This is a genomic window from Pantoea sp. C1E2, from assembly GCF_056491465.1.
In genome coordinates this window covers 321,542-346,934 of sequence record NZ_JBSZHT010000004.1, presented here as the reverse complement: position 1 = coordinate 346,934, position 25,393 = coordinate 321,542, and the positions used below count along the sequence as shown (strand labels likewise).

Genomic DNA, 25,393 nt, shown 5'->3' with positions numbered 1-25,393 from the left:
TTATGGTGGGGTACTAAAATGAATAGAAATAAAAAAGCCGTGATCAGCGGTTTAGCAGCAAACATAACCATGGCATTATCCGTAGCTGTTTTTACACTGGCGGGGAGCGCTATGGCAAATGCCGCGGAACATCATCAAACAGCACTAGTGGGCACCTGGACATCGATTCCCGATGCACCCTTAGAGCAAAAACCTGACCATCCAAGCGAAGGTTTATATCGTCTTAAGGTGAATGCTGACGGTACCTTAACGCCACTTGATGTGATCAAAATGAAAAGCCCGTCATGGATTGTAAAATCCCACGATGGCCGTTTTGCGTACACCACCAATGAAGAAAATGCCGGGTCTGTCACCGCACTGTCCGTTGATAAAAACGGACAGGTGAAGGTACTGAATGTGGTGGATAGCCACGGGGAGCAGCCGACGCACGCCACCATCAGCCCGGACGGAAAATTCCTGTTTGTGGCTAACTACTCGGTGGCGAAAGGCGGCGCGGGCGTGTCGGTGTTACCGATTCATCACGACGGTAAACTGGGTGAGCAGGTGCAGCACTTTGCTTTTGACCATGGTACGGGCGCGGTGAAAGGGCGTCAGGATGGCGGTCATGCACACTCGACCACCTTTACCCACGACGGCAAGTATCTGTACGCGGCCGATCTGGGCGGTGACAAGCTGCATGCCTATCGTTATCACGCCAGCAAAGCACAGCCACTGGAAGCGGATAGCGCGCGCGACGTGACCTTTACCGCGGGTTCTGGCCCGCGTCATATGGTGTTTTCACCGGATGGAAAACATGCGTATGTCACGACAGAAATGGCCGGTGAGATCGCGGTATTTGCGGTGAAAGACGATCGTCTCGATCGCAGTGCCACCGTGAAACTGAACAGTGAAAACAACAGCGCGGAATACCGTAGCGGCGGCGGAATTATTCTCAGTCCAAACGGTAAATATGTGATTGCAGCGAATCGCGGTTCGGATAATAAGCTGCTGGTGTTTAAAATTGAGGCGGATGGTCAATTAGGCAAGCCGGTAAGCTATAAAGCCAACGGCATTGAACCGCGAGCATTCTCATTTGATGCCAGCGGGAAATATCTCTATGTGACTAACGTGTTCACCAACAATATTTCCCTTTTCCATTTCGATGAGAACAGCGGTGAGCTGAAAGCGGCGGGCGATGCAGCAAAAGTATCCACGCCCACGGATATAAAGTTCTTTAATTAAGCCATTCAGTGGGCGCACCCAGATGCGCCCACTTCACAACGCTATTTTACCTGCGACATTTCCAGCAGCGCCTCTTCCATTGATGCACCAAACATTTGTCCGTGGGAAAGTCCCGGATAAAGTTGATAGCGCGCAGCCGCGCCGTTCTCCGCCATAACTTTGAGCGTGGTGCGCACTGCGCGCAATACTTCAGGTTCCGCCGTGTTGCTGTCGCTGCGGCGGTCGCCATTGCCTTCCATCAGGGTGATCTGCTTATCACTGGGTTTACGGTTCTGCATCTCACTCAACAGAGAGTTGAATCCCTGGCCGACCGATGGACTGGCAGCGAAATAGCGCGTAAACAGCTGAGAGGAGAGATAGCTGTCGAGCACAAACAATCCGCCGTAGGAGTGCCCCCACAGCGCGCGTTGTTGTTGATTAATATGCAAACCTTTCCACGCTGCGGGGACGATACGCTGCTCAAGCAAAGTGCGGAATGCGATGCTACCGCCGCCCTTGCGACCGCGGCTAAAGGTGTATCCTGCCTCGCCATGCTCTTTGTCAGGCGGGGTGTAATCGAAGGTGCGTGCGTTCACCTCAAACGGCAGGGTGGTTTGATACCCGACCACCACTAAGACCGGAGGGTTCCCCGCTGACATTTTTTGCAGCAGAGGATCGGTCAGTTTGTCCATCACCGCGTTTCCATCCAGCATCGTGATCATCGGGTAGCCAGATGGCGGAGGCGCTTTATCTGGCACAACAGTCCAAACTTTGTAATGCCGCTGGCCATCTGCCGAGTCATATTCGCTGATGGAGAAGTGGTAATAAGCGGAGCCTTTGTCGGCGATATTCGGGCCGAGTGGCGTCATATTGGGGCGCGCAACAACGCTGGTGGTCACGCTGCCAAGCAACAATAGCAGAAGGCTAAGGGGACGGTTTATCGCTGAAAATCTATAAAGCATTGAAATTCCGATACTCTGGTTGATGGGGGCGCATCATGATGCACCCTAAAATAGAGCGGCCATCGGATCCGATAGCCGCTGATTCACATCAGAAATGCATCCCCAGTTCCATATAGTAGGTGCGTCCTGATTCGTTGTAAGTGTTTGCGCCCGCGCCCCAAAGATAGGCGCCGGTGGTGGCATTGCCCGTGCTCTGCGCATTACCTTCGCGGAAGTGGCGTTTATCAAACAGATTATCGATACCGGCGGTGACATCCAGATACTTCGTCACGTTATAAGTCGCACTCATGCCAACCAGTGCGTACGGAGCAACCTGCCGCGTTTCGCTGCCCGATGTCGCTTCCCCTTTATAGTTCAGCTTCTTCGGTTTCTGACGACCATACCAGGTTAGCGTGCCCTGCACCGAGAGATCGTTGGTGGCCTGCCAGTCCAGCGTTGAGTTAATGGTGTACTTCGGAATGATCGACAGATAATCGCCGGTGGTTTTATTCTCGTTATCAATGATGTAGGTGAAATTATTGTTCATCTTCACCGAGTCAGTGATCGGGAAGTTCAGCGTGCCCTCCAGCCCCTGAACCACGGCTTTCGGCACGTTCTCCCACTTGTACACATCCGACGTGCCGTTGTTATAAACCGGACTGTAGCCACCTTCGATTTTGTCGTGATAGTCATTGCGATACCAGGTCAGTCCGGCCTGAATATCATCATGATGATATTCAATACCAATCTCTTTGTTGACGCTGGTTTCAGCTTTTAAGTCACTATTACCCTGCAAATAGCAGTAACTGGAACTGGCATAGCACCCCTGGCCTTTACTGAACAGCAGATAGTTGGGGTTGGTTTGATAAAGATTCGGGGCTTTCCAGGCGCGTGCGATGCCTAACTTCAGCGTGAAGTCGTCACCCAGATCCTGCGAGAGATTGAGCGCGGGGCTCCAGTTGCTGCCGCTGATGCTTTGATGATTGAAGCGGATGCCGGGCGTCAGGCGGGTTGAGTCGGTGAGTTCAATGTTATCTTCGGCATACACACCATAAATATCCGCCGAGCTATACAGGCTGCGTCCATCGCTGGTGATGCCGTTGACCGTGCCACCAGCCGTGGTGGTTTCGATATTTGACGCGGGATCTTTCATCGCCTGATGATTGAATTCTGCACCGAGCGTCAGTGTCTGATTCACCCATGCTTCCAGCGGAATATTCATCTCAGAATGCAGATTAGTGTCATACAGTGAGATGGTGGAAAAACCTTCATTCGATGAGCTGAAAATCCCGGCGATACCTCCCGACAGGCCTTCATTGAGGCGGGTATTGCGCGTTTTCTCAAACTGCACGTAGTTATTGGTAGTGACACCGTTATCCCACGCGCCGGTGTATTTCAAACTCAATGTCTGGCGATAGAGCACATTGGTCTCTTTGCCGTAATACTTCTGCACCAGCGCATTAGTATTGGTGTTTTGCGTGTCTCCGGCGTACAAATTGCCCTGACGGCTAAAGCCGGCATCCAGTTCCAAAGCCTGGCGCGGCATAAATTCCCAGCGCAGGGCAGAGTGGATATCTTTGTTTATCGAACCTTCACGGCCCGAAGGATAACTGCCTGCATAAGAACCAATACGCGGTGTGGTATGGCTCTCGTTAATGTCCTGCGCGTCAGCCTGGGTTTTGCTCCAGTTACCGTACAGGCGCAGGGTGAGATTATCGGCCAGTGCGCCGCTCAGGCTGGCATTGTAGCGCTTAGTGGCGCCTTCATCTTTGTGTTCCGGCGCATTGAAGTAGGTATTGAAATTGCCATGCCATTCGTCAGTGGTGGGCTTGGTGATGATATTCACTACACCCCCCATCGCACCATTACCGTAGAGTGCCGCCGCCGGACCGCGAATCACTTCAATGCGGTCGATCATTTCGGGTGGCACCCAGTTGGTATCACCGCGCGTATCACGCTCATCGCTCCAGCCGTAGCGCACCGAGTTGCGACTGCTGACCGGCATGCCATCGATCAGAATCAGGGTGTTTTCCGGGCCCATACCACGAATGTCGATTTGACGGTTATTGCCGCGCTGGCCGCTATTGGAATTGCCGGTGAGATTGACGCCGGGCTGAGTACGGATGATTTCGGCCACATCGCGCTGGATAGGGTGCTTTTTGATGGCTTCGCTGTCGATGGTGGAGACGCCTGGCGCCTGAAGAGTCTGTTCTCTGGCTGTCACCACCAGGGTATTTTCCGTACTGCTTTTCTTATCGGAAATTGCCAGTGGTTTCTGCTGTGGGTTTTCTGCGGTTTGGCTGTCTTTTATCGTGTTGTCATCGGCCTGAACAGCTGGAATCTGTAATGCTGCTGCAATAACGATACTGAGCAGCGAGCGAGCATAAATATGCTTCTCCATGATATTCAACCACTTCCTTGTAAGAGTAAAAAAGAGAAAACACCTTATTGAGAATGATTCTTAATTTCAATGGTGGCGTGGGTTTTCGATACGATCTAGCGCAATCGCTGTAAATCCCGGAATAATTTTCAAAGTTGAATGCTCTTAATAATGCAAAGTTCTTATCAATTGCGATGCTGACTATCCTTGTCGGCAGATCCAAATCGGTAAAGAAATCTTCATGCTTGCCGATAACCTTCAGGAATAGTTCACAAGAAGGATTATTTTGATGCTAAACGGGATTGGCAACAGCGTGTTACGCAACCTGATTTCTGCGGGTTCAAGCGTAAATATCACAGCAAACAGCAGGGCAGCACAAAGTCACTTGCAGGCAGAAGCGTCTACCAAAGTGACCTTCAGTGAGGCAAGTAAAGAAATAGCGGCTATCTATAAAATTGTGCCAGCACAAGTGCAGAGCAGTGGCACGATCAGCAGCAATTTGCAGGCGCAACTCAATGCGGCGGCCCAATCGGGTGGCGTTGGCATGAGCGGTATCGGCAGCAGTTTACTCAAGGGTCTGATGCAAAATGGTGACAATGTCACGTTAAGCGTACCCGCAACCTCCGCAGCCAATGTCACCAGTAGTAGCCAGAGTGCGGTGGCACTCACCCTGACCACACAATCGGGTATTGAGGTGAGTCTGCAAATGACGCGCCAGCAGGGCGGATTGGTGGTGGAGCTGAATACCAGTGGCGGTAAACTCAACAGTGATGAAGCCGCTGCCATCAGCCAACTCTCCGACGGCTTGCAAAAAGCATTGGACGGTTTTGACGCAGGGACGACGCAATTAGATATCAGCGACCTGATGAAGTTTGATACCTCGCAGCTGAAAAGCGTCGATTTGAAGACCGATCTGCGCAATGGCGACAACGTGACGCAGTCCCTCAACCTTCACGCGGATGATAACGAGCGCTGGCTCGGTTTTCACAACGGTGATGTCAGTATCAAGCTCGATACGGATGTATCCAGGCTGACTCAGGCAGGCAGCGCCGAACAGCAGGCCGCCGCACTCGATCAGTGGTCTGCCAAATTTGATCAGGCGGCTGCGCGTGGGCACGGCGATCGTGACATGCTGTCGTTGTTCAAATCCAGCTTCCGGGCGCTAAATACTACAGAAGGACAGGCAAGCCATAGCGTGAATACCCAGCGAGTGATCTCCATTGATGCTAATGCCGCGAAGAACGGTGCCATTAGCGGATTGGCTGATTTCTCCGCCAGCTATCAGCAGACGCCACGTTCTGATAATCCTTATAAGCCCGAGGAGCAGGATACTTTCTCATTAGACGTTGCGCAGCAAACCCGCTCGCAGCAGCATACTGATACTCAGGATTTGACACAGGATACGCTGTTTAAACTCAAGGCCAGTTTCCACACCGCACTCGATTCTGACGGGGCAGCGAAACTGACCGCACTTAAGTCATCACAGAATTACCGTTTCCATCTGATTGACGATGAAGAGCGCAGTCAGACCCTGGTTTCGCAGAACAAAAAGGGTGAGCTGGCAGCGCAGACCACGCAGCAGCTCACTCAGCATGAGACGGTGAAAAGCTATCAACAAGCCAAGCTTATCGATAGCGTGGAGATCCCACACAGCGAGAAAAAAGTCTCTTCACAGAATTACGCCCGCGCACTGTTTGAGCCCGAAAATTAATTACGATGCCCAGTGCCGTCATTTCGGTACCGGGCATTTTATTTTTGTTAATGCGTTTTTTAACCATCATTAGTGTTAATTGCTATTAAGACTTTCCCCGGCTTTTAATTTCGACAGGCATGTCGCTCCCCGCGTATTGCTTATTATCTCAAGGCTTGATGATGGTATATCTGATTAGTGGCAACGGATTGCCAGATATAGCATAACTCACGCTATTTACTTGTTTTATCTCCCCTGATTAATATCCCGTTCAATTCTTTATTCATTCATGACTTGCTGCTCACTAAAGAGCGGGTTTGTTGTTCACTGCGCGGTAAAAAGTGAAATAAAACATGACGCAAAACAGTGATTCCTTAACGCCACGCGCTGCGGTGATAACCACAGATGCAGAGGCCATCGCTGCAGCACAACATCTGGCAGAGCAGGCGTTGAGCGGCGCGGTAGAACGCGACCAGCAGCGTATTTATCCGCGGGAGCTGCTTGATCAGTTCACCCAACTGGGGCTCGGCAGTATTAGCGTGCCGCGCGAGTTCGGCGGTGGCGGATTGTCGTTTCAAACCTTGGCGGAAGTCTTTCGAGTGATCTCGGCCAGCGATCCTTCGCTGGGACAGATTCCGCAAAATCACTTTGGCCTAATTCAATTCATTCTTGGCGAAGGCAGCACTGCACAGCAGCAGTTTTTACTGAGCGAAGTGGTGCAGGGTAAACGTCTGGGTAATGGTGGGCCGGAGAAAAACACCCAACATACGCGGGATGTGCAGGCAAGACTCGTGACAACGTCACAAGGTTTGCAGCTGACGGGCGAAAAGTTCTATTCGACTGGCGCACTGTTTGCGGACGTCCTTGCCACTACCGCCATTCATGGTGAGCAGCCAGTGATGGCGTTTATTCCGCTGCCCGCTGAGGGGGTGGAAATTATTGATGACTGGTCAGGTATCGGACAGCGCACCACCGCCAGCGGTACGGTGAAACTGCAGCAGGTCACGGTGGAGGCAGCGCTGACCATGCCGCTGCCTGCAGCCGAAAAACCCACGCTGCGCGGTGCGGTATCTCAGCTGATTCAGGCAGCCATCGATGCCGGGATCGCGCAGGGTGCGCTGGATGAGGCGCTGGCGTTTGTGCGCAGCAGTTCCCGTCCGTGGATCGATGCGGGAGTCAGTCGTAATGCCGACGACCCCTATATTCTCGCCGACGTCGGGCGCATCAGCACCGAGCTGAGTGCAGCCAATGCCCTGTTGGCCCGCGCCGCCCGCGTGATTGATAGCATTGATCAGCAATCACTCACCCCTGAAAACTGCGCACGCGCCTCGATTGCGGTGGCAGAAGCCAAAGTGCTTACCACCGAGATTGCGCTGCGCGCCAGCGAGAAACTGCTGGAATGGGGCGGCAGCCGCGCCACGCTGCTGCGTCATGGCCTCGATCGCCACTGGCGTAATGCGCGCACCCATACGCTGCACGATCCTGTTCGCTGGAAGCATCACGCCATCGGAAACTATTACCTCAACGACGTGCTGCCTGCGCGTCATGCCTGGATTTAAGGAGTCATCATGACGCAGGTTTCCGCCAAACAGCGCGCGCAGCGCATCAGCAGTGCAGCACAAGCGCTGGATATTGCGTACACCCTCGCTGAGCGCTTCCGCAACGGTGCGGCTCAGCGCGATCACCAGCGCGAGTTACCGCATGCAGAACTGCAGCGCTATTTTCAGTCGGGTCTCGGTGCCATCACCGTGCCGCGCGAACATGGCGGCATCGCCATATCTACCGCCGAACTGGCTGAGATCTTCGTGATTCTCAGTGCAGTAGATGGCTCAATCGGCCAGGTGCCGCAAAATCACTTTTATGCGCTGGAAGTGTTGCGTGTTAACGGCAGTGAAGCGCAGCAGCAGCGGCTTTACGCCGAAGTATCAGCCGGGGTGCATCTGGGTAATGCCTTAGCCGAGTTCAGTTCGCCCGCCGCCCATCAACGATCCACCGCTATCACGCAGCATGCCGAAGGTTTACGCCTCAACGGCGATAAGTTTTATGCCACGGGGGCGCTGTTCGCCGATCGTATTCCCACTTTAGCGCTGGCCGATGACGGTAAAGAGCAGTTGGTGTTTGTCCCGCGCCAGCAGCCTGGTGTGACGGTGATTGATGACTGGAGCGGCTTTGGTCAGCGCACCACCGGCAGCGGCAGCGTGCAGTTCCGCGAGGTGGCGATTGCCGCAGAAGATGTGGTGCCGTTCCAGACCGCGTTTGAAAGACCGACCACTGTTGGCCCGTTCGCGCAGATTATGCATGCCGCAGTGGATCAGGGTATCGCGCGTGAGGCGTTTAACGACCTGCTGAGCTTTGTGCGTGAACGTGCGCGGCCGTGGCCGGACAGCGGCGTGACAAAGGCCAGCGAGGATCCGCTCACGCTGGATCGCATTGGCCGACTGGCGGCACGACTGAGTGCCGGTGATGCATTGCTGGCTGTCGCTGGAGAGGCGGTAGACGCTGCGCAGCGTGAAGCAACGGCGCAAAACGTTGCGCGTGCCTCAATAGAAGTGGCGAAAGCGCGCGCCTGGACCACCGAAGTGTCGCTGGAAGCCGGCAATCTGCTGTTTGAGTTAGGAGGATCGCGCGCCAGTTTGCGAGAGCATCATTTCGATCGTCACTGGCGCAATGCGCGGACCCACACGCTACATGATCCTGTGCGCTGGAAATATCCGGCAATTGGCAACTATCTGCTCAACGATGTGCTGCCGCCGCGCCGGGGGACAATATGAGTCAGCAACAGATTCTGCTCAACGCATTCAATATGAACTGCGTGGGGCATATCCATCACGGGATGTGGACGCATCCAGACGATCGTTCGGTGGATTTTAATTCGCTGGCGTATTGGCTGGATCTGGCACGTCTGCTGGAACGCGGCCTGTTTGACAGCCTGTTTATCGCTGACATTCTCGGTGTCTACGATGTTTATCAAGATGGCATTGGCTTGACCGCCAGCGAGTCGATCCAGTTGCCAGTCAACGATCCCTTGATGCTGATTTCCGGCATGGCGAGCGTGACGCAACATCTCGGCTTTGGCGTCACCGCTAACCTTAGCTATGAAGCGCCGTATCCGTTTGCTCGCCGTTTCTCGACGCTCGACCATCTCACCCAGGGACGCATTGGCTGGAATATTGTCACCGGCTATCTCGACAGCGCCGCACGCGCCATGGGCCAGAAGCAACTTCAGGATCATGACCGTCGCTATGATCAGGCCGATGAGTTTCTCGATGTGGCTTATCAATTGTGGGAAGGCAGCTGGCAGGATGATGCATTGCAAGCGAACAAAGCCAAACGGCTGTACGCCGATGCCAGCAAGATCCATGCAATCAACCATCAAGGCGAGTTCTATCAGGTGCAGGGTTATCACCTGAGCAGCCCCTCACCGCAACGCACACCGCTGCTGTTTCAGGCGGGTTCATCGACGCGCGGGGTGGCGTTTGCCGCACGCCATGCTGAGTGCTCATTTGTGAATGCGGCCTCACCGGCGGCGATGCGCGAGCAATCCACACGTTTACGTCAGGCGGCGGTGGCGGCAGGACGACATGCTGACGATCTGCGCATTTTTATGGGTGTCAGCGTGATTGTCGCGCCCACTGAACGCGAAGCGCAGGAAAAGCATCGCAGCTACCTCGAATATGCCAGCCCTGAAGCGGGTATTGCACACTTCTCAAGTTCGATTGGCTTGGATCTGGCGGCGTTTGGTCTGGATGAACCTATCCAAAGCGGCGACACGCGCGCCATTGAATCGGTGAGTAAGGCGTTCAGCGGCTGGACGCGCCGTCGATTGCTGGAGCAGCACGCCATGGGCAGCCGTTATCCGCTGATTGTCGGCAACCCTTCACAGGTGGCGGATGCGTTGATTCAGTGGATCGACGAAGGCGACATCGATGGCTTTAACCTGACGCGCATCCTTAATCCGCAAAGCTACCGCGATTTTATCGATCTGGTGGTGCCGGAGTTGCAACAGCGCGGCCGCTATAAAACCGCCTATCAGCCTGGCAGCTTACGGCAAAAAATATTCCAGCAGCAGGACCGTTTGCCTGATCGCCACCCGGCGGCGCGCTGGCGGCATGCCAATAACATTCGTTAATTTAACCTCAGGGATTTGATATGAAGATTTCACAGGTACTGGCGCTCAGCGCCTCGATTTTGACCTTCGGTGCATTTGCCGCCAATGATTACAGCGGCCCGCTGAAAGTGGGTACCACAGCAGCCTTCGCGCCACCGCTTGAAACCGCCGTGGCCGAAGCCAAAAAACAGGGGCTTGAGGTGCAGCTGGTGGAGTTCACAGACTGGACCGCACCCAATGTCAGCGTGGAGAACGGCGACATTGATGTGAACCTGTTCCAGCACAAACCTTTCCTTGAAAACGCGAATCAGCAGGGTGGTTTCCACCTGGTGCCCTATGCACCGGCCATCATCAATAACATTGGTCTTTATTCGAAAAAACACACGGGCATTGATCAGATCCCTGACGGCGGTACGGTAGCGATTGCCAACGATCCCATCAATGGCGCACGCGGGCTGCTGCTGCTGCAGAAAGCGCAGCTGATCACTCTCAAGCCGGGTGCCGGCCTGAAATCCACCGTGGATGATATTGCCAGCAATCCGAAACATCTGAAGATCATCGAAGTCGAAGCGGTACAGCTGTCGCGCGCTCTGGATGAAGTCGATCTGGCGCAGGGCTATCCGCACTATCTGCGTTTATCGAAAACCATCGATCCCAACAATGCGCTGCTGTTTGATGGCCTCGAACATCCAGAGTATGTGATTCAGTTCGTGGTGCGCGAAGGCCATCAGGACGATCCGCGCCTGAAAAAGTTTGTCGATATCTACCAGCACTCTCCGGTGGTTCGCGCCAAACTGGATGATTTTTACGGCAAGCTGTATCAGCCGGGCTGGAGCCAGTAAGGATGGTGAGCCTGACGATTCCCGGCGAACGTGATGCGCTGCTGACGCCCACCGTGGATGCGCCCGGCAAGGTGCACGTGCAGATCCGTGCGCTGAGCAAACGTTATGCCGGACAGACGCAGGAGGCGCTGAAGGAGATCGATTTGCAGGTTAAGCGCGGTGAGATCTTTGGCATTATCGGCCGCAGCGGCGCGGGGAAATCCACACTGATCCGCTGCCTCAACCGTCTTGAGAAGCCCACTCAGGGAACGGTGGTGATTGATGGTATCGACCTCAGCAGTTTAACCGACCGTGACCTGGTGGCGTGGCGTCGTCGCACCGGGATGATCTTCCAGCACTTTAATCTGTTGTCGGCGAAAACCGTTCGGGAAAACATTGAGTTGCCGTTGAAAGTGGCGGGCGTGCCCGCGCAACAACGGCGGCAGAAGGTGGATGAACTGCTGGCGCTGGTGGGGCTGGAGACGCGCCAAAACGCATGGCCTGCACAACTTTCTGGCGGACAGAAACAGCGTGTCGGCATTGCGCGCGCGTTGGTGCACGACCCTGAGTTGTTACTGTGTGACGAAGCGACCTCGGCACTCGATCCTGAAACCACGCGTTCGATTCTGGCGCTGTTGAAAAAAATCAATCAACAGCGGCACATCACCATTGTGCTGATCACCCATGAAATGGATGTGGTGCACGATCTCTGTCACCAGGTGGCAGTGATCGAGCAGGGTGAAATCATTGAGCGCGGTCCGGTGTGGCAGGTCTACAGCGATCCGCTACAGGAGACCACGCGGCAGTTACTCAACCCGCAGTTTGCGGCGTTGCCCGAAGCACTGCAACCGCTACTGACGCCGACGCGCCAGCAGCCTGATTCACGTTTACTGGTGCGATTACGCTACAGCGGTCAGGGCGCGCAGCCCGATCTGGCGGCGATCAGCGCACGCGTGCCGGGTACGTTAACGCTGATTTATAGCGCGGTCGAGTGGGTTGAGCGTAAGCCCACCGGGCAATTGCTGTTGCTGCTGGATGCCCACCATGATGCGGCGCAGGTGTATGACTTGCTGACAGACTCAGCGGATCAACTGGAGGTAACAGGTTATGTCACTGAGTCTTGATCGTTTATGGATCGGGCTGCTGGATACGCTGCTGATGGTCGGCGTGTCATCACTCTTAGCACTGGCGATTGGCTTGCCGATGGCGGTGATTTTAGTGGTAACGGGTCGCGGCGATCTGTTTCCCAGCCCGCTGTTGAATCGTGTATTGGGATGGGTAGTAAATCTGTTCCGATCGATCCCCTTTTTGATCCTGATGGTGGCATTAATCCCATTTACCCACTGGATTGTGGGCACCACCTATGGCGTATGGGCGGCAGTGGTTCCCTTGACCTTAGCAGCGACGCCCTTTTTTGCGCGCATCGCCGAAGTGAGTCTGCGTGAGGTGGACAAAGGACTGACCGAAGCGGCGCAGGCGATGGGTTTTCATCGCTGGCATATTGTCTGGCATGTGCTGTTGCCAGAAGCGCGCCCCGGCACTGTGAGTGGCTTTACCATCACGCTGGTGACGATGATCAATGCTTCCGCCATGGCCGGTGCCATTGGCGCGGGCGGATTGGGTGATCTCGCCTATCGCTACGGCTATCAGCGCTTTGATATGCAGGTGATGCTGACGGTGATTGTGGTGCTGGTGGCATTGGTGACGGTGCTGCAATTTTTTGGTGACCGGCTGTCGCGGCGGTTGAATCACCGCTGAGCCGTTGAATCTCAGCTCATCTATGAACGAGGGACAGTACATTGCGTCGCGCTAAATGTTTCCATAACGGTTGCGACGCTACGAATCATACACGCCATCATCAGCGCCGCCGCAAAATTTGCCCATCATTCTCGCGCGGATGCGAAACGTGCACTTAGCGATGGCCGTCCTGCAAACATGCAGGTGGTTATGATTTGTAGACCTTCGTGGTGTGGGCGGCCTTCAGGCCGCCCACCTCAGCGAATCTGTAATTCTGCCAGCGCCGTTAATAGCGCATCGACTTTAGGTAACAACTGCTTACGGCGCGGCCAGATCAGCGTCAGCGCCAATCCATCGGGTTGTTGCTCCGGCAAGATGATCTCCAGTTCACCGCGCGCCAGCGGCTCGCGCACCAACCACGAGGGCATCTGCGCCACGCCCAATCCGCCACACAGCGCCTGAACTTGCGCATCCACGTCGCCCAATGCCATCCGGTGTGGCACATTGCGCCAGTGCGGATGCCCATCGGCAGTAGTAAACAACCAGGGCTTACTGCTGCCATCCACACGTTCGTACATAATTGCCTGATGCTGCAACAGCTCGCTTTCGTTGCGAGGACGACCTGCGCGGGCTAAATATTCTGGCGCAGCGCAAAACACCATGCGCTCGCGGCCCATCTGTCGGCAGCCTAGCGATGCGGGTACATCCGGCGAACCGCCAATGCGCACCGCGACATCGATCCCCTCATCAAACAAATCGATAAAACGATCCGAGAAGGTGAGGTTGAGTTCCAACTCGGGATGTTGCTGACAAAACGGAATCAGCAGCGGCATCACTTCGAGGCGGCCATAAGTATTTGGCACCGCAACACGCAATCTGCCCGAAGGAATGCTGCGCTGTGCCGCCAGCACCGCTTCAGCTTCGGCTAGCTCCTCCATGATGCGCAGACAGGTTTGATAGTAGGCGTTACCGGCATCGGTGAGCTTCAGGCTGCGTGTGGTGCGTTCCAGCAAACGTGAACCGAGACGGGTTTCTAATCGCGTCACGCTTTTACTTACGGCTGAACCGGTCAGGTGCAAACGTTCCGCCGCGGCTGCAAAACTGCCACTCTCGACGCTGGCTACAAAGGGAACAATGTCTTTCAGGCGCTGATCGTGCATCTATTCATGAACCCAGGTTGTGAATGATGTGAATTAAAGCCAGAGATAGGAATTCAATTCTCTATTAGGCTAATGATTACTGAAACCGAGGAGAATTGAAATGCAAAAGCAGGCGTTAATTGTCGGCATCAGCGGCGTCATTGGACGTGCGCTGGCGGAAAAACTGCAAAGTGAAGGATGGCAGGTGACTGGATTATCCCGTGGACGCGGCGCGATCCCTGAAGGTTGCCGTAGTTTGACCGCAGATCTTACCGATGCTAATGCGGTCAGCGTCGCACTGTCACAAGAGAAGCCTGATGCGGTGTTCTTTAGCGTCTGGTCTCGTCAGGAGAACGAAAAAGAGAATATTCGCGTTAACGGCGGCATGGTACGCAACGTGATTGAGGCGCTCGGCGAGCGCCTCAAGGGTTCGCATGTGGCGCTGGTCACGGGTCTGAAGCACTATCTGGGCCCGTTTGAGGCATATGGCAAAGGCGCGGTACCGGTGACGCCATTCCGCGAAGAGCAGGGACGCCAGCCGGTCGATAACTTCTACTATGCGCAGGAAGATGAAATCTTTGCCGGTGCCGGGAAATATGGTTATCGCTGGAGCGTGCATCGCCCGCACACCATCATCGGTTATGCGCTGGGCAATGCCATGAACATGGGTCAGACGCTGGCGGTGTATGCCACGCTGTGTCGTGAGCAGGGCTGGCCGTTTATCTTCCCCGGCTCGCCGGAGCAGTGGAACGGTATCGCTGATGTGACGGACGCCGGTTTGCTGGCGGAGCAGTTATTGTGGGCAGCGACGGCGGACGAAGCAGCCAATCAGGACTTTAACGCGGTCAACGGCGATGTGTTCCGCTGGAACTGGTTGTGGCCACGTCTGGCCGCGTACTTTGGCGTTGAGGCCGCCGCGTTTCCTGCGCAGATGATGCCATTAGAAGGGCGCATGCAGGAAGCCGCAGACGCATGGCGTGAAATTGCCGCGCGCGAACAGCTGCGTGAGGCGGATATCAATAAGCTGGCTTCGTGGTGGCACACCGATGCGGATCTGGGGCGTCCAATGGAAGCGTTCACCGACATGAGCAAAAGCCGCAAAGCGGGTTTCACCGGATATCGTTCAACGCTGGATTCGTTTACTGGGCTGTTTGATCGGCTGAAGGCGGAGAAGGTGATTCCGCAATAACTTTTGTTATCGACATCTGCTTCGGGGTGCGCGTCATAGCGCACCTTCGTCCTAAAACTAACTCTAAAATGTTCGGGCTCAGATATCCAACCTGAGGTATTTGGGACCTTCAACGTAATGATTCTTGATTATCTTCAAGCTCCCGTATTTTACGCATAACGGGTCGGACGTCGTTACTCATAAATTCCATCGTAGTGAGAAACACCATGCGTTGCTTATCAAAATTTTTTCGATAAAACATAAAGCGCAGACCGGGAGCACAGACCAGTAATTCAACACCTTCGTTCATAAGCGTTTCAATATTCGACTCTGTGGTGTCGCGGGTGAAGCGCCAGTTCAATTGGCGTTTATCGATCGCCTTCTGCACTGCGGCGATATATTTATCTTCGCGAAAATAGGCAAACAATCCACCACCTATTCCGAATCCCGGTGTTCTGAACAATGTTGGACTGGGCATGTAGATAAATACGATGTTTTTCATCGACGATTAATCCTTAATCTTGATGGGTGAACATGGTAGCAGAAGCCTAATGAAGGTTTCTTTACGCAAAACTGGCGCTATCTTGTTGATATGAAGGGATGATAACATGAGAATGATTATCAACAACAGGAGGTTGTTATGTTCAAGGTACTGCCCATCATTCTCACTCTGGCATTAGCAGGTTGCACCACTCCATCCGCCAATAAAGCACATCCCAAAGCCCTGCGAATGGATAAGCCTGATTACCCTTTTTATGCTGCAAAGAATCATATCGAAGGAAAGGTGCAATTTTTTTATGATGTCGATGCGCAAGGTAAGGTCAGTGAAATGCGCATTGTTCAATCCACACCTGACCATCTGTTTGATGACGCGGTTATAAGAGCTGTCAACAAGTGGCGATTTGAAAAAGGCCATCCCGCTAAAAATATTCCAATGAATGTGGTGATGCGCGTGAGTCCTCCGCCCAATATAAGTGATTCGATGTTGTGATGGGCTAAGCGGTCTTCGCAATAATTCAGAGTGCTTAAGGTGTGGTGAGCAAAGCATTCTTTTCGAACACTGACTATCTCTGAATTTAGTGACAGCCATCTTGCGATGGCTGTTTAAATGTCGTTTCTAAACCTGCGTCAACCCACCATCAACGCAGATCTCAGCGCCCGCGATATAACTGCTCTCATCACTGGCGAGGAACAACGCGGCATTGGCCACCTCTTCCGGTTTTGCCATTCTGCCGAGGGGTATGGCGCTGGTGAGCCCTTTTCGTACCTGTTCTGAAGCCGCCCCCATCATTTCGGTATCCACAGGGCCGGGTGCGACCACATTGACGCGAATACCGCGAGGGGCGAGTTCACGGGTCCACGTGCGGGCAAATGAACGCAGAGCGGCTTTGCTGGCAGAGTAAACACCATAACCTTCCGTGCCAATCACATCCGCAATCGAGCCAATCAACACCACGCTCGCGCCCGGTTTGAGCAGGGGCAGCGCAGCTTGTAAGGCAAAGAGCGGCGAGCGCACGTTAAGTCCGAAAATCTGCTCGTAGTGAGACTCACTGATCTCGTCTAACCGGGCGTATTCCGACATGCCCGCATTGATCACCAACACATCCAAATGGCCTGAGGTGTTTTTGATGCTGTCCATAATACCGACCAGCTCTTCGTTCTGACTGACATCGGCGCGTAACGGCTTCGCGATGCCGGATATCTTGCGGCTGGCAATGGCTAATTCTTCCTCACGACGAGAGGTGAACCAGGTGGTTGCTCCTTCGCTGGCGAAACGCTGGCTGATCGCCAAACCGATACCTTTTGCGCCGCCCAGTACCACGGCAACTTTGTTTTCTAATCTGCTCATCTGCAATGCTCCTTTAAGAGTGGAACCCAGATGATATAAAAACTATACTTGATATCAATTACGCACTTAGTTTATATCAGATATATACGGGTATATCGCCATGAATGAGAATACTGACAAGCCATTGATTGACATCGGTAAAACTCGACCTGTTTTGGAAAATATTACCAATAAGTGGTCAATATTAATTCTCACCGTACTCTGTACACAGCCCTCAAGGTTCAATGAGATTCGCCGCAGACTGGATGGGATTACGCATAAAGCACTGGCGGATGCGCTCAAACGTCTGGAGCGCAATGGTCTGGTGAACCGTAAAGTGCTCCCGACTGCGCCGGTGAGCGTGGAATACAGCATCACACCTTTAGCGCAGACACTGCAGCAGCCTTTTATGGCGTTGGCGAGTTGGGCGATGGAGTACGGTTCTGAGATGGAACAGGCTCAAGCCGCTTACGACCTCACAAAACTTGAAGCGAACAAGTTAGTGGAAGAGGTTTAAGGATTGGCTTTTTATTTTAGGAAATTGGAGAGATTGGCAGCGCATTAGTTTATTTACGATGCGCTGCCGTTTAATTCTGTATTAACGCTTATTAGAGAGTATCCCTTTATTGCCTTAACCCAACTTCACCCAGCGGCGACCTAATAGCACAGTCATCACCACAATCACCGCAATGGCGGCGAGATGCATCACGAAATCCATAGGATGCAGATGTACCGGATGGCAAAACGCCAGCAGGGTGACTGCCATGCAGGAGATGCCTAGTCCGGCCATCGCCAGGCTGCGAACCGGATGAAGTGCGCGTGTCTTCCGTAAACTGGCAATCATCAGGGCCATCATCGGTGTGCTGACCACTAGCAGGAAGGTAAAGCAACGGGTGCTGTCGTTATCGTGTGCTTCTGCGATCGCGTGAGGAATGCTGCTCAGGCTCAATCCCAGCCACAGTAAACCAATCGGTAGAAGGGCTTTCCAGCTGATGCTCCGGCGCCCGGCAATACTCATATTGAATGCGCTACGGATGGCCAGCAGCCCGAGGATAAACGCCAGCGCCAGCTGAATGAGCGCGCGCATCGCACCGGGTTGCGACCAATCGGTTAGTGTACGCTGCACCAGAAAACTGGCGGCGATGCCGCAGGGCAGCGCCAGTAGCAGCCACATTAATACACGCCAATAAGTCGGCCGCGTTGGTTGAACGGGCTGCATATCGCGGCCGAGTTTTTCAATTAACAGGTCATGATTATTCATGGTGTGCTCCAAAGCGACGCAAATTGCTCAGCGCGCGATGCAGCAGGGATTTCACCGCTGCCACACTTAAATTGTTATGTTCTGCCGCTTCCGTCAGGCTCATTTCGCGCAGATGAACATGTTCGACAATCTCGCGCTGGCGCGAGGGAAGCTGGCGCAGATAGCCAGCCAGTTCCTCTTGTGTATCCAGCGGTGGGGCCTCTGGCGCAATAGCAGCTTCAGTTAGCGTTTCTTCATGGACTTCCCATTGCTGATGGCGTCCGCGTCGTCGCAGGGCATCTACGGCGCGAGCGGAGATGATGGCCATCAGCCAGGGTAAGAACGGGTAGGCAGGATCATAGGTGTGACGCACCCGATGCACGGTTAACAGCACATCCTGAATCACATCTTCCACTAATGCCTGGTCGGTGAGTTGTTTGCGTATTTGCCCGCGTATCACCGGCACTAGCGCTTTGAGCAGTCGGGTGTAGGCGAGCTGATCGCCCGCCTGCGCCTGTTCCATTAGCGCGGGCCAACTTTCGCGCGCGCTATCACTTGCTTGCATAATCCGCCTTGAAACTATTACGCCTTGGTGCTGGCCGCTTGCAGCGCATTCACCACAATGCTCGGTGTCAGCACTTGCGGTAGCACTTTTGGCGGTCCGCCATCGGCGGGGTAAACCAGATACATCGGCAGTCCGCCCTGACCAAACTCGCTCATGGCGTCATCGACGTCGGGATTAAACTTGGTGGAGTCCGCCACCATATACAACGTACCGGTTTTTGTCAGCGCATCTTTAACGGCCTGCGTCGACAGTGAGGTTTTTTCATTCACCTGACAGGTAATACACCATGAGGCGGTGAAATCGACAAAGATGGCTTTACCATGTCCGCGCTGAGAGGCAACGGCTTGCGGTGTCCACTTCTCTTTGGTGAGCTGACTTGCCACCTGGTCGCCTGCCAGCGCTGCGCCCGGTTGAATTAACTGCGGCAGGGGGGCCAGCACGGCGATAACCAATACGGCGGTCACGGCGAACAGAACTTTATGGCCTTTACCGGCAAAGCGGCGATGTTGCGCCATCCCATATAGCCAGCCCGCGAATGCCACCACCACAGAAGCTGCTAATAGTGTAGCCAATGCCGCGCTGCCTGCCTGTTGTGCGAGCACCCATACCAGCCAGGCGTAAGCGCCAAACATCGGGAAGGCTAAACCGCGCTTCAGTACATCCATCCATGCGCCTGGACGAGGCAGGAATCTCGCCAGCTGAGGGAACAGGGAAACCAGCGTGAAGGGTGCCGCAAAGCCGATCGCCAGGGCAAAGAAGATCACCAGTGCCACAGCAGGCGGTTGCACCAACGCATATCCAATCGCGCTTGCCATAAAGGGTGCTGCGCAAGGCGTTGCGACAAGGATCGCCAATACACCGGTCAGCGCAGAACGTAAGAATGCGCCGCGATTGATTTCCACCGCTCCGACGCGCTGAACAGACAAGCCCACTTCAAACACGCCGAGCAGATTGAGCGCAGCGGCAAGGATCACCAGTGACAGCAGCGCAATCACCAAAGGGGACTGTAACTGGAATCCCCAGCCCACGGCGGCACCGCCTGCACGCGCGGCCAGCAGAATACCTGCGAGCGCCATCATGGTAACGATCACGCCCAGTAAGAAGCCTAAACCTTCACGACGCGCGTTGGCGGCATTGTCAGTGTGGCGCAACAGGCCGAGCGCTTTCAGGGAGATGACCGGAAAGACGCAGGGCATTAAGTTAAGAATGATGCCGCCAATAAAGGCGGCCAGCATGGCGGTTAACATCGCTGGCCTCTTTGCTTAGTTAGTTTGCGGATGTGCGGCGTCGTACTGCTTCACGGCGGCGAGGGCTTTCTCGATGTGCGTATCCGGGTTTCTATCAGTGTAACTCAGCAGGATGTCGCCATTAGGCGCAATCACATAAGAGGTGCGATCGGAAAGGGTTTTGCCTTTCATCTGCATGGTGGTCTGATACTGCGCGGCAATTTTTGCACCTGGGTCAGCGGCGACGGCGAATTTGTCACGGCATTCCAGTTTAGAGAAATCGCTCACCTGATCGGTATTGCCTGCAGTCACACCAATAACTGTGGCGTGCATTTTGGTGAAGTTGTCGGTGGCTTCGGCGAAGTCATGCGCTTCAATCGTACAGCCTGCGCTAAACGCTGCCGGGAAGAAGTAAAGCACCACTGGCCCTTTTTGCAGCGCTTTTTGCAGCGAGAAGGTCAATGGTTTACCGGCTAATGCACCTTGCAGTTCGAAATTCGGTGCTTTTGCGCCAACCGGCAGCGCGGCGCTGGCGTTAAAAGCGGTGGCAGAGAGGCCCAATGCGGCGGTGATGCTCAGAGTACAAACGAGGGTTTTGAACGATTTCATTATCTGCTCCTGCGATGTAAGGGAGGTCCGGTTTTAGTGACTCAATACATCAGTTCGCTGGAGGGGGCAGAAAGGTTTCGGTGCCAGGAAAAAAAAGTTAAATTAGCGGCGCAATGTGACTCATGGAAAAAGAGGCTAAGAGAAATGAATCGGAATTATTTCAGTAAAATCATTTTGTTAATGGGGTTATCTTGCTCGGCTACCGCGCTGGCGGCCCCGGCGATAAACAGTGATGTCGCTTCACTGATCAACCAGCGTCTGTCTTATATGAAGGATGTGGCGGGGTATAAAGCCGCCAATCATCTTGCGATTGAAGATCTGCCGCAAGAAGACAAGGTTTTGGCCAGCGCTGTGCAGCAAGCCGAAAAACTGGGCTTAGCGGGCGAGTCTGTGAAACCCTTTGTGCAGGCTCAGATGGATGCAGCCAAAGCGATTCAATATCGCTATCGCGCAGATTGGCTCTCCACGCCCGAGCAGGGATGGCAGCCTTTGCCGCTGGATCAGGTCAGAACCAAAATTAATGTGCTGAGCGCCAGCATACTGAGCGGTATCCGTGCGCAGTTAGCGCAGGGCAAACCCTTCACCGATAAAGCCGCCTTTCTGCACACGCTTGATCAAGCGAATCTGGAACAGGGTGATAAAACGCGGCTGTGGGAAGCCCTGCAGAAAATTAGTCTGAATAAGTAGTGGTTATTTATAAGGCGGGGCGTATTAAGATTACGCCTCCTTCTTCTGTCGTTCACCTTACAGACTGCAATATTATCCACGATATCCCCACCTGGGGATAAAGCACCCACTATCCCCAGGTGGGGATAAAATTCAGATGGCCAACGATCCCTTCCGCCACTTTTTCCTTATAACACCAACTGAACTCCCTATGTCCTGCTGGAGAATCCCCTCTGCTATAACTGCTGCGAGTTGATAACGCGCAGGAAAAGTTTGTCATGGATATTCGTAAAATTAAGAAACTGATCGAACTGGTTGAAGAGTCCGGCATCTCCGAGCTGGAAATCTCTGAAGGCGAAGAGTCAGTTCGTATCAGCCGTTCACCTGCAAACGCCGGCTACCCGATGATGCAGCAGGCTTACGCTGCACCAATGATGCAGCAGCCAGGCCTGGCGACTGCGGTCGCACCTGTTGCTGCGGCGCCGGTTGAAGCGGCTAAGCCAGAAATCACTGGCCACATCGTGCGTTCTCCGATGGTCGGAACTTTCTATCGCACCCCGAGCCCGGACGCGAAAGCCTTTATCGAAGTCGGCCAGAAAGTGAACGCCGGCGACACCCTGTGCATCGTTGAAGCGATGAAAATGATGAACCAGATCGAAGCCGACAAATCCGGCGTTGTGAAGGCGATCCTGGTGGAAAGCGGCCAACCGGTTGAATTTGACGAGCCGCTCGTCGTCATCGAATAACGAGGCGAAGCATGCTGGATAAAATTGTTATTGCTAACCGTGGTGAGATCGCGCTGCGCATTCTGCGTGCCTGTAAAGAGCTGGGCATCAAGACTGTCGCCGTTCACTCCACCGCGGACCGCGACCTGAAGCACGTGCTGCTGGCGGACGAAACCGTCTGTATCGGCCCGGCGCAGTCGGTCAAAAGCTACCTGAACATCCCGGCCCTGATCTCCGCCGCCGAAATCACCGGCGCCGTGGCGATCCACCCGGGCTACGGCTTCCTCTCCGAGAACGCCGATTTTGCCGAGCAGGTTGAGCGCTCTGGTTTTATCTTCATCGGCCCGAAAGCTGACACCATCCGCCTGATGGGCGACAAAGTGTCGGCGATCACCGCCATGAAGAAAACCGGCGTACCGACCGTGCCAGGTTCTGATGGCTCGCTGACTGAAGACATGGATAAAAACCGTGCCATCGCCAAGCGCATCGGTTATCCGGTGATCATCAAAGCCTCCGGCGGCGGCGGCGGTCGTGGTATGCGTGTGGTGCGCAATGAAAAGGATCTTGAGCAGTCCATCGGCATGACGAAAGCGGAAGCCAAAGCGGCTTTCAACAACGACATGGTCTACATGGAGAAATTCCTCGAGAACCCGCGTCACATCGAGATTCAGGTGATGGCCGACGGCCAGGGCAACGCGATCTATCTGGCGGAACGTGACTGCTCAATGCAGCGTCGCCACCAGAAAGTCGTTGAAGAAGCACCCGCGCCAGGCATCACGCCGGAACTGCGTCGCTTTATCGGCGAACGCTGCGCGAAAGCCTGTATCGATATCGGCTACCGCGGTGCGGGTACGTTCGAGTTCCTGTACGAAAACGGTGAGTTCTACTTCATCGAGATGAACACCCGTATTCAGGTGGAGCATCCGGTGACCGAGATGATCACCGGCGTGGATCTGATCAAAGAGCAGCTGCGCATTGCTGCCGGTCAGCCGCTGTCGATCAAACAGGAAGACGTGATGGTACGCGGTCATGCGGTAGAGTGTCGTATCAACGCCGAAGATCCGAACACCTTCCTGCCGAGCCCGGGCAAGATCACCCGTTTCCACGCGCCAGGCGGTTTTGGCGTGCGCTGGGAATCGCACATCTATGCCGGCTACACCGTGCCACCGTACTACGACTCGATGATCGGCAAGCTGATCACCTACGGTGACACTCGTGAAGTGGCTATCGCGCGCATGAAAAATGCGCTGGCGGAACTGATCATCGACGGCATCAAGACCAACGTCGAGCTGCAGATGAAAATCATGTCCGACGAAAACTTCCAGCAGGGTGGCACCAACATCCACTATCTGGAGAAAAAACTCGGCCTGCACGACTGAATCAATCCTCTCGCCGCCATTTTGCCGTGGGCGGCGTTTTCCTATCCTGACAGTAAAATCTGGAGGTCAGTTTGTCTGAACTTTCCTATGTGACGGGTGACCGTCACTCAGCCTGGTCAACTTATCTGACGCAGGTCGAACGCGTGTTGCCTCTGCTGGGCGATTTGAGTCGCTGGGCCGATACCTTAACGCATCCAAAACGGGCATTAATCGTTGATATTCCGCTGGAAATGGATGATGGCACGGTGCGTCATTTTGAGGGCTATCGCGTGCAGCACAACTTATCGCGCGGGCCGGGTAAGGGCGGGGTGCGTTTTCATCCTGATGTGACATTGCAGGAAGTGATGGCGCTCTCCGCGTGGATGACGGTGAAGTGCGCTGCGCTGAACCTGCCGTTTGGCGGAGCGAAAGGCGGCGTGCGTGTCGATCCCACTACCTTGTCCCATAAGGAGCTGGAGCGTTTAACGCGGCGCTATACCAGCGAAATCGGCAATATGATTGGCCCACAGCAGGATATTCCTGCGCCTGACGTCGGCACTAACGCGCAGGTGATGGCGTGGATGATGGATACCTGGTCGATGAACGTCGGCGCCACGACGACAGGCGTCGTCACCGGCAAACCGGTGCATTTGGGCGGCTCGCTGGGACGCGTTAAGGCTACGGGGCGCGGCGTGTTTGTTACTGGCTGCCGTGCGGCAGAGAAACTGGGGATTGAAGTCGCGAGCAGTCGCGTGGCGGTACAGGGCTTTGGCAATGTTGGCAGCGTCAGCGCCGAGCTGTTCCATGCGCTGGGGGCGAAAGTGGTGGCGGTTCAGGATCACAAAGGCACACTCTATCTGTCCAGCGGACTGGATATTCCAGCGTTACAGGTGTGGCAACAAGCTCACGGCACCATCGCTGGCTTCCCCGGCGCTGACCACATTGCGGATGAACATTTCTGGACACAGCCTTACGACATTCTGGTGCCTGCCGCGCTGGAGGGACAGATCACGGCTGAACGCGCCAACCAGCTTCAATGTCGCCTGATTATTGAGGGCGCAAACGGTCCTACGCTGCCGGAAGCCGATGATATCTTGCAGCAACGCGGCATTGCTGTGGTGCCAGATGTGATTGCGAATGCGGGCGGTGTTACGGTGAGCTATTTCGAATGGGTGCAGGACTTCTCCAGCTTCTTCTGGAGCGAGGAGGAGATCAATCAACGGCTGGAAAGCATTATGAAGCACGCAATTGAAGCCGTGTGGCAGAAAGCCGATGCGCTCAGCGTGACGCTGCGTACGGCAGCTTATGCTGTTGCCTGCGAGCGAATTCTGCTGGCCAGGAAGGATCGCGGGTTGTATCCGTAATGAGAAATCCTGGATGGCTTTAAATACGAAATGGCGGCTTCAAAGCCGCCATTTTTTATCGATAATGGTATTTGAACTGATAGAAAAGGCCTAATTCCACCTGGTCATCATTCGGCAGACCCAGTCTGTTGTCATCATCAAGGAAACCGCAGGTGCCCATTAAAGCATCTTGGCATAGGCTTCTAGTTGGTCGGCAACCATTCCCCAGCCATTGTGAAAGCCCATTTTTTCATGTTCTGCGCGCGCATCAGCGTTGCGATGCCTGGCAATCGCAACGTACCGAGTCGCATGTGGATTGAGCGGTTCAAGCAGCAATATTGCGGTCATAAAAGGATGTTCAGCGGGTTTCCATCCCTCAGTATAGGTGTCGGTAAACACCAGCTTCCGACCCGGTATCAGCTCCAGAAATACCCCTTCGTTGCGCACTTCATTCCCCTCCACCTCAAAAACCGTATTGAACCGACCACCAGGATGCAGATCGATATCGCAACTGAGTAACTTGTGCGGCTTAGGCACAAAAAAATGCTTGAGATGTTCAGGTGTGGTCCAGCAGCGCCAAATGACATCGGCGGGCACTTGCAAGGTGCGCTCAAGCTGTAAATCGGTCTCGGCATCCAGAATCATCATC

25 protein-coding genes are annotated in these 25,393 nt (G+C 54.3%); 15 read left to right on the top strand and 10 right to left on the bottom strand.

The annotated features are described in order from the left end of the window. The first annotated feature begins 111 nt into the window (after positions 1–111). On the top strand, positions 112–1,221 hold the full coding sequence (locus ACXI0A_RS23120) for a beta-propeller fold lactonase family protein (protein WP_476146867.1): 1,110 nt from the start codon (positions 112–114) through the stop codon (positions 1,219–1,221). Between the two features lie 41 nt (positions 1,222–1,262). Here the strand turns inward: ACXI0A_RS23120 and ACXI0A_RS23115 are convergent, their stop codons facing one another. Next, positions 1,263–2,162, bottom strand: a complete 900-nt coding sequence (locus ACXI0A_RS23115) for an alpha/beta hydrolase-fold protein (protein WP_476146869.1) — start codon at positions 2,160–2,162, stop codon at positions 1,263–1,265. Between the two features lie 88 nt (positions 2,163–2,250). Next, positions 2,251–4,542 carry a FepA family TonB-dependent siderophore receptor gene (locus tag ACXI0A_RS23110; protein ID WP_476146871.1) on the bottom strand — a complete coding sequence of 764 codons (2,292 nt, stop codon included), beginning with the start codon at positions 4,540–4,542 and terminating at the stop codon, positions 2,251–2,253. Between the two features lie 268 nt (positions 4,543–4,810). Between ACXI0A_RS23110 and ACXI0A_RS23105 the strand changes: the two genes are divergently transcribed. From ACXI0A_RS23105 to ACXI0A_RS23075, 7 genes are all read left to right on the top strand, one after another. Beyond that, positions 4,811–6,232 carry a hypothetical protein gene (locus tag ACXI0A_RS23105; protein WP_479485299.1) on the top strand — a complete coding sequence of 474 codons (1,422 nt, stop codon included), beginning with the start codon at positions 4,811–4,813 and terminating at the stop codon, positions 6,230–6,232. A 332-nt stretch (positions 6,233–6,564) separates the two neighbouring features. Next, positions 6,565–7,770, top strand: coding sequence for an SfnB family sulfur acquisition oxidoreductase (locus ACXI0A_RS23100; RefSeq protein WP_476146873.1), 1,206 nt, complete (start codon positions 6,565–6,567; stop codon positions 7,768–7,770). Positions 7,771–7,779: 9 nt separating this feature from the next. Next, the gene (locus ACXI0A_RS23095) at positions 7,780–8,982 is read left to right on the top strand and encodes an SfnB family sulfur acquisition oxidoreductase (RefSeq protein WP_479485298.1); all 1,203 of its coding nucleotides are present in this window, start codon (positions 7,780–7,782) and stop codon (positions 8,980–8,982) included. Beyond that, positions 8,979–10,340: an NtaA/DmoA family FMN-dependent monooxygenase gene (locus tag ACXI0A_RS23090; protein WP_476146877.1), complete on the top strand. Its 1,362-nt coding sequence runs from the start codon at positions 8,979–8,981 to the stop codon at positions 10,338–10,340. The genes ACXI0A_RS23095 and ACXI0A_RS23090 overlap by 4 nt, the downstream gene beginning before the upstream one ends. A 20-nt stretch (positions 10,341–10,360) precedes the next feature. Next, positions 10,361–11,161, top strand: coding sequence for a MetQ/NlpA family ABC transporter substrate-binding protein (locus tag ACXI0A_RS23085; protein ID WP_476146879.1), 801 nt, complete (start codon positions 10,361–10,363; stop codon positions 11,159–11,161). Positions 11,162–11,163: 2 nt separating this feature from the next. Beyond that, on the top strand, positions 11,164–12,264 hold the full coding sequence (locus tag ACXI0A_RS23080; RefSeq protein WP_476146881.1) for an ATP-binding cassette domain-containing protein: 1,101 nt from the start codon (positions 11,164–11,166) through the stop codon (positions 12,262–12,264). Next, complete coding sequence (locus ACXI0A_RS23075; protein WP_476146883.1) at positions 12,248–12,898, top strand: methionine ABC transporter permease MetI; 651 nt, start codon at positions 12,248–12,250, stop codon at positions 12,896–12,898. The genes ACXI0A_RS23080 and ACXI0A_RS23075 overlap by 17 nt, the downstream gene beginning before the upstream one ends. Before the next feature lie 236 nt (positions 12,899–13,134). Here ACXI0A_RS23075 and ACXI0A_RS23070 read toward each other — a convergent pair whose 3' ends face one another. Further along, positions 13,135–14,037 carry a LysR substrate-binding domain-containing protein gene (locus ACXI0A_RS23070; RefSeq protein ID WP_476146885.1) on the bottom strand — a complete coding sequence of 301 codons (903 nt, stop codon included), beginning with the start codon at positions 14,035–14,037 and terminating at the stop codon, positions 13,135–13,137. 100 nt (positions 14,038–14,137) lie between these two features. Here ACXI0A_RS23070 and ACXI0A_RS23065 point away from each other — a divergent pair, with 100 nt between their 5' ends. After that, entirely contained in the window at positions 14,138–15,205 is a 1,068-nt protein-coding gene (locus ACXI0A_RS23065; protein ID WP_476146887.1) for an NAD-dependent epimerase/dehydratase family protein, read from the top strand. Between the two features lie 109 nt (positions 15,206–15,314). On the opposite strand, the gene ACXI0A_RS23060 is transcribed toward ACXI0A_RS23065, so the two are convergent. Beyond that, positions 15,315–15,686, bottom strand: coding sequence for a hypothetical protein (locus ACXI0A_RS23060; protein ID WP_224932570.1), 372 nt, complete (start codon positions 15,684–15,686; stop codon positions 15,315–15,317). A 138-nt stretch (positions 15,687–15,824) separates the two neighbouring features. Between ACXI0A_RS23060 and ACXI0A_RS23055 the strand changes: the two genes are divergently transcribed. Next, complete coding sequence (locus tag ACXI0A_RS23055) at positions 15,825–16,175, top strand: TonB family protein (RefSeq protein ID WP_224932569.1); 351 nt, start codon at positions 15,825–15,827, stop codon at positions 16,173–16,175. A gap of 126 nt (positions 16,176–16,301) precedes the next feature. On the opposite strand, the gene ACXI0A_RS23050 is transcribed toward ACXI0A_RS23055, so the two are convergent. Next, entirely contained in the window at positions 16,302–17,033 is a 732-nt protein-coding gene (locus ACXI0A_RS23050) for an SDR family oxidoreductase (RefSeq protein WP_476146890.1), read from the bottom strand. Between the two features lie 100 nt (positions 17,034–17,133). Here ACXI0A_RS23050 and ACXI0A_RS23045 point away from each other — a divergent pair, with 100 nt between their 5' ends. Next, positions 17,134–17,529, top strand: coding sequence for a winged helix-turn-helix transcriptional regulator (locus tag ACXI0A_RS23045; RefSeq protein WP_476146892.1), 396 nt, complete (start codon positions 17,134–17,136; stop codon positions 17,527–17,529). 114 nt (positions 17,530–17,643) lie between these two features. Here ACXI0A_RS23045 and ACXI0A_RS23040 read toward each other — a convergent pair whose 3' ends face one another. From ACXI0A_RS23040 to ACXI0A_RS23025, 4 genes are read right to left on the bottom strand one after another with little or no spacing between them, the layout of a single operon-like run. Continuing rightward, positions 17,644–18,273, bottom strand: coding sequence for an NrsF family protein (locus tag ACXI0A_RS23040; RefSeq protein WP_476146894.1), 630 nt, complete (start codon positions 18,271–18,273; stop codon positions 17,644–17,646). Beyond that, a complete protein-coding gene (locus ACXI0A_RS23035) occupies positions 18,266–18,817 on the bottom strand; it encodes a sigma-70 family RNA polymerase sigma factor (protein ID WP_476146896.1) in 552 nt (183 codons plus the stop codon). The genes ACXI0A_RS23040 and ACXI0A_RS23035 overlap by 8 nt, the downstream gene beginning before the upstream one ends. A 17-nt stretch (positions 18,818–18,834) precedes the next feature. Next, on the bottom strand, positions 18,835–20,064 hold the full coding sequence (locus ACXI0A_RS23030) for a protein-disulfide reductase DsbD family protein (RefSeq protein WP_224932564.1): 1,230 nt from the start codon (positions 20,062–20,064) through the stop codon (positions 18,835–18,837). Positions 20,065–20,079: 15 nt separating this feature from the next. Beyond that, a complete protein-coding gene (locus ACXI0A_RS23025; protein ID WP_224932563.1) occupies positions 20,080–20,652 on the bottom strand; it encodes a peroxiredoxin in 573 nt (190 codons plus the stop codon). Between the two features lie 144 nt (positions 20,653–20,796). On the opposite strand from ACXI0A_RS23025, the gene ACXI0A_RS23020 reads away from it, so the two are divergent. The 4 genes from ACXI0A_RS23020 to ACXI0A_RS23005 all read left to right on the top strand — a co-directional run bounded on the left by ACXI0A_RS23020 (position 20,797) and on the right by ACXI0A_RS23005 (position 24,765). Then, the gene (locus ACXI0A_RS23020; RefSeq protein ID WP_224932562.1) at positions 20,797–21,339 is read left to right on the top strand and encodes a chorismate mutase; all 543 of its coding nucleotides are present in this window, start codon (positions 20,797–20,799) and stop codon (positions 21,337–21,339) included. A gap of 257 nt (positions 21,340–21,596) precedes the next feature. Further along, positions 21,597–22,064: an acetyl-CoA carboxylase biotin carboxyl carrier protein gene (gene accB / locus ACXI0A_RS23015; protein WP_476146899.1), complete on the top strand. Its 468-nt coding sequence runs from the start codon at positions 21,597–21,599 to the stop codon at positions 22,062–22,064. Positions 22,065–22,075: 11 nt separating this feature from the next. Next, positions 22,076–23,422, top strand: coding sequence for an acetyl-CoA carboxylase biotin carboxylase subunit (accC, locus tag ACXI0A_RS23010; RefSeq protein ID WP_476146901.1), 1,347 nt, complete (start codon positions 22,076–22,078; stop codon positions 23,420–23,422). A 71-nt stretch (positions 23,423–23,493) separates the two neighbouring features. After that, entirely contained in the window at positions 23,494–24,765 is a 1,272-nt protein-coding gene (locus tag ACXI0A_RS23005) for a Glu/Leu/Phe/Val dehydrogenase dimerization domain-containing protein (RefSeq protein WP_476146903.1), read from the top strand. 159 nt (positions 24,766–24,924) lie between these two features. On the opposite strand, the gene ACXI0A_RS23000 is transcribed toward ACXI0A_RS23005, so the two are convergent. Next, the gene (locus ACXI0A_RS23000; RefSeq protein ID WP_476147154.1) at positions 24,925–25,389 is read right to left on the bottom strand and encodes an SRPBCC domain-containing protein; all 465 of its coding nucleotides are present in this window, start codon (positions 25,387–25,389) and stop codon (positions 24,925–24,927) included. Between the last annotated feature and the right edge of the window lie 4 nt (positions 25,390–25,393).

Coding starts and splice junctions, on each gene's coding strand:
- ACXI0A_RS23120 (WP_476146867.1), top strand. CDS start 112: ATGGCAAATGCCGCGGAACATCATCAAACAGCACTAGTGGGCACCTGG.
- ACXI0A_RS23115 (WP_476146869.1), bottom strand. CDS start 2,162: ATGCTTTATAGATTTTCAGCGATAAACCGTCCCCTTAGCCTTCTGCTA.
- ACXI0A_RS23110 (WP_476146871.1), bottom strand. CDS start 4,542: ATGGAGAAGCATATTTATGCTCGCTCGCTGCTCAGTATCGTTATTGCA.
- ACXI0A_RS23105 (WP_479485299.1), top strand. CDS start 4,811: ATGCTAAACGGGATTGGCAACAGCGTGTTACGCAACCTGATTTCTGCG.
- ACXI0A_RS23100 (WP_476146873.1), top strand. CDS start 6,565: ATGACGCAAAACAGTGATTCCTTAACGCCACGCGCTGCGGTGATAACC.
- ACXI0A_RS23095 (WP_479485298.1), top strand. CDS start 7,780: ATGACGCAGGTTTCCGCCAAACAGCGCGCGCAGCGCATCAGCAGTGCA.
- ACXI0A_RS23090 (WP_476146877.1), top strand. CDS start 8,979: ATGAGTCAGCAACAGATTCTGCTCAACGCATTCAATATGAACTGCGTG.
- ACXI0A_RS23085 (WP_476146879.1), top strand. CDS start 10,361: ATGAAGATTTCACAGGTACTGGCGCTCAGCGCCTCGATTTTGACCTTC.
- ACXI0A_RS23080 (WP_476146881.1), top strand. CDS start 11,164: ATGGTGAGCCTGACGATTCCCGGCGAACGTGATGCGCTGCTGACGCCC.
- ACXI0A_RS23075 (WP_476146883.1), top strand. CDS start 12,248: ATGTCACTGAGTCTTGATCGTTTATGGATCGGGCTGCTGGATACGCTG.
- ACXI0A_RS23070 (WP_476146885.1), bottom strand. CDS start 14,037: ATGCACGATCAGCGCCTGAAAGACATTGTTCCCTTTGTAGCCAGCGTC.
- ACXI0A_RS23065 (WP_476146887.1), top strand. CDS start 14,138: ATGCAAAAGCAGGCGTTAATTGTCGGCATCAGCGGCGTCATTGGACGT.
- ACXI0A_RS23060 (WP_224932570.1), bottom strand. CDS start 15,686: ATGAAAAACATCGTATTTATCTACATGCCCAGTCCAACATTGTTCAGA.
- ACXI0A_RS23055 (WP_224932569.1), top strand. CDS start 15,825: ATGTTCAAGGTACTGCCCATCATTCTCACTCTGGCATTAGCAGGTTGC.
- ACXI0A_RS23050 (WP_476146890.1), bottom strand. CDS start 17,033: ATGAGCAGATTAGAAAACAAAGTTGCCGTGGTACTGGGCGGCGCAAAA.
- ACXI0A_RS23045 (WP_476146892.1), top strand. CDS start 17,134: ATGAATGAGAATACTGACAAGCCATTGATTGACATCGGTAAAACTCGA.
- ACXI0A_RS23040 (WP_476146894.1), bottom strand. CDS start 18,273: ATGAATAATCATGACCTGTTAATTGAAAAACTCGGCCGCGATATGCAG.
- ACXI0A_RS23035 (WP_476146896.1), bottom strand. CDS start 18,817: ATGCAAGCAAGTGATAGCGCGCGCGAAAGTTGGCCCGCGCTAATGGAA.
- ACXI0A_RS23030 (WP_224932564.1), bottom strand. CDS start 20,064: ATGTTAACCGCCATGCTGGCCGCCTTTATTGGCGGCATCATTCTTAAC.
- ACXI0A_RS23025 (WP_224932563.1), bottom strand. CDS start 20,652: ATGAAATCGTTCAAAACCCTCGTTTGTACTCTGAGCATCACCGCCGCA.
- ACXI0A_RS23020 (WP_224932562.1), top strand. CDS start 20,797: ATGAATCGGAATTATTTCAGTAAAATCATTTTGTTAATGGGGTTATCT.
- accB (WP_476146899.1), top strand. CDS start 21,597: ATGGATATTCGTAAAATTAAGAAACTGATCGAACTGGTTGAAGAGTCC.
- accC (WP_476146901.1), top strand. CDS start 22,076: ATGCTGGATAAAATTGTTATTGCTAACCGTGGTGAGATCGCGCTGCGC.
- ACXI0A_RS23000 (WP_476147154.1), bottom strand. CDS start 25,389: ATGATTCTGGATGCCGAGACCGATTTACAGCTTGAGCGCACCTTGCAA.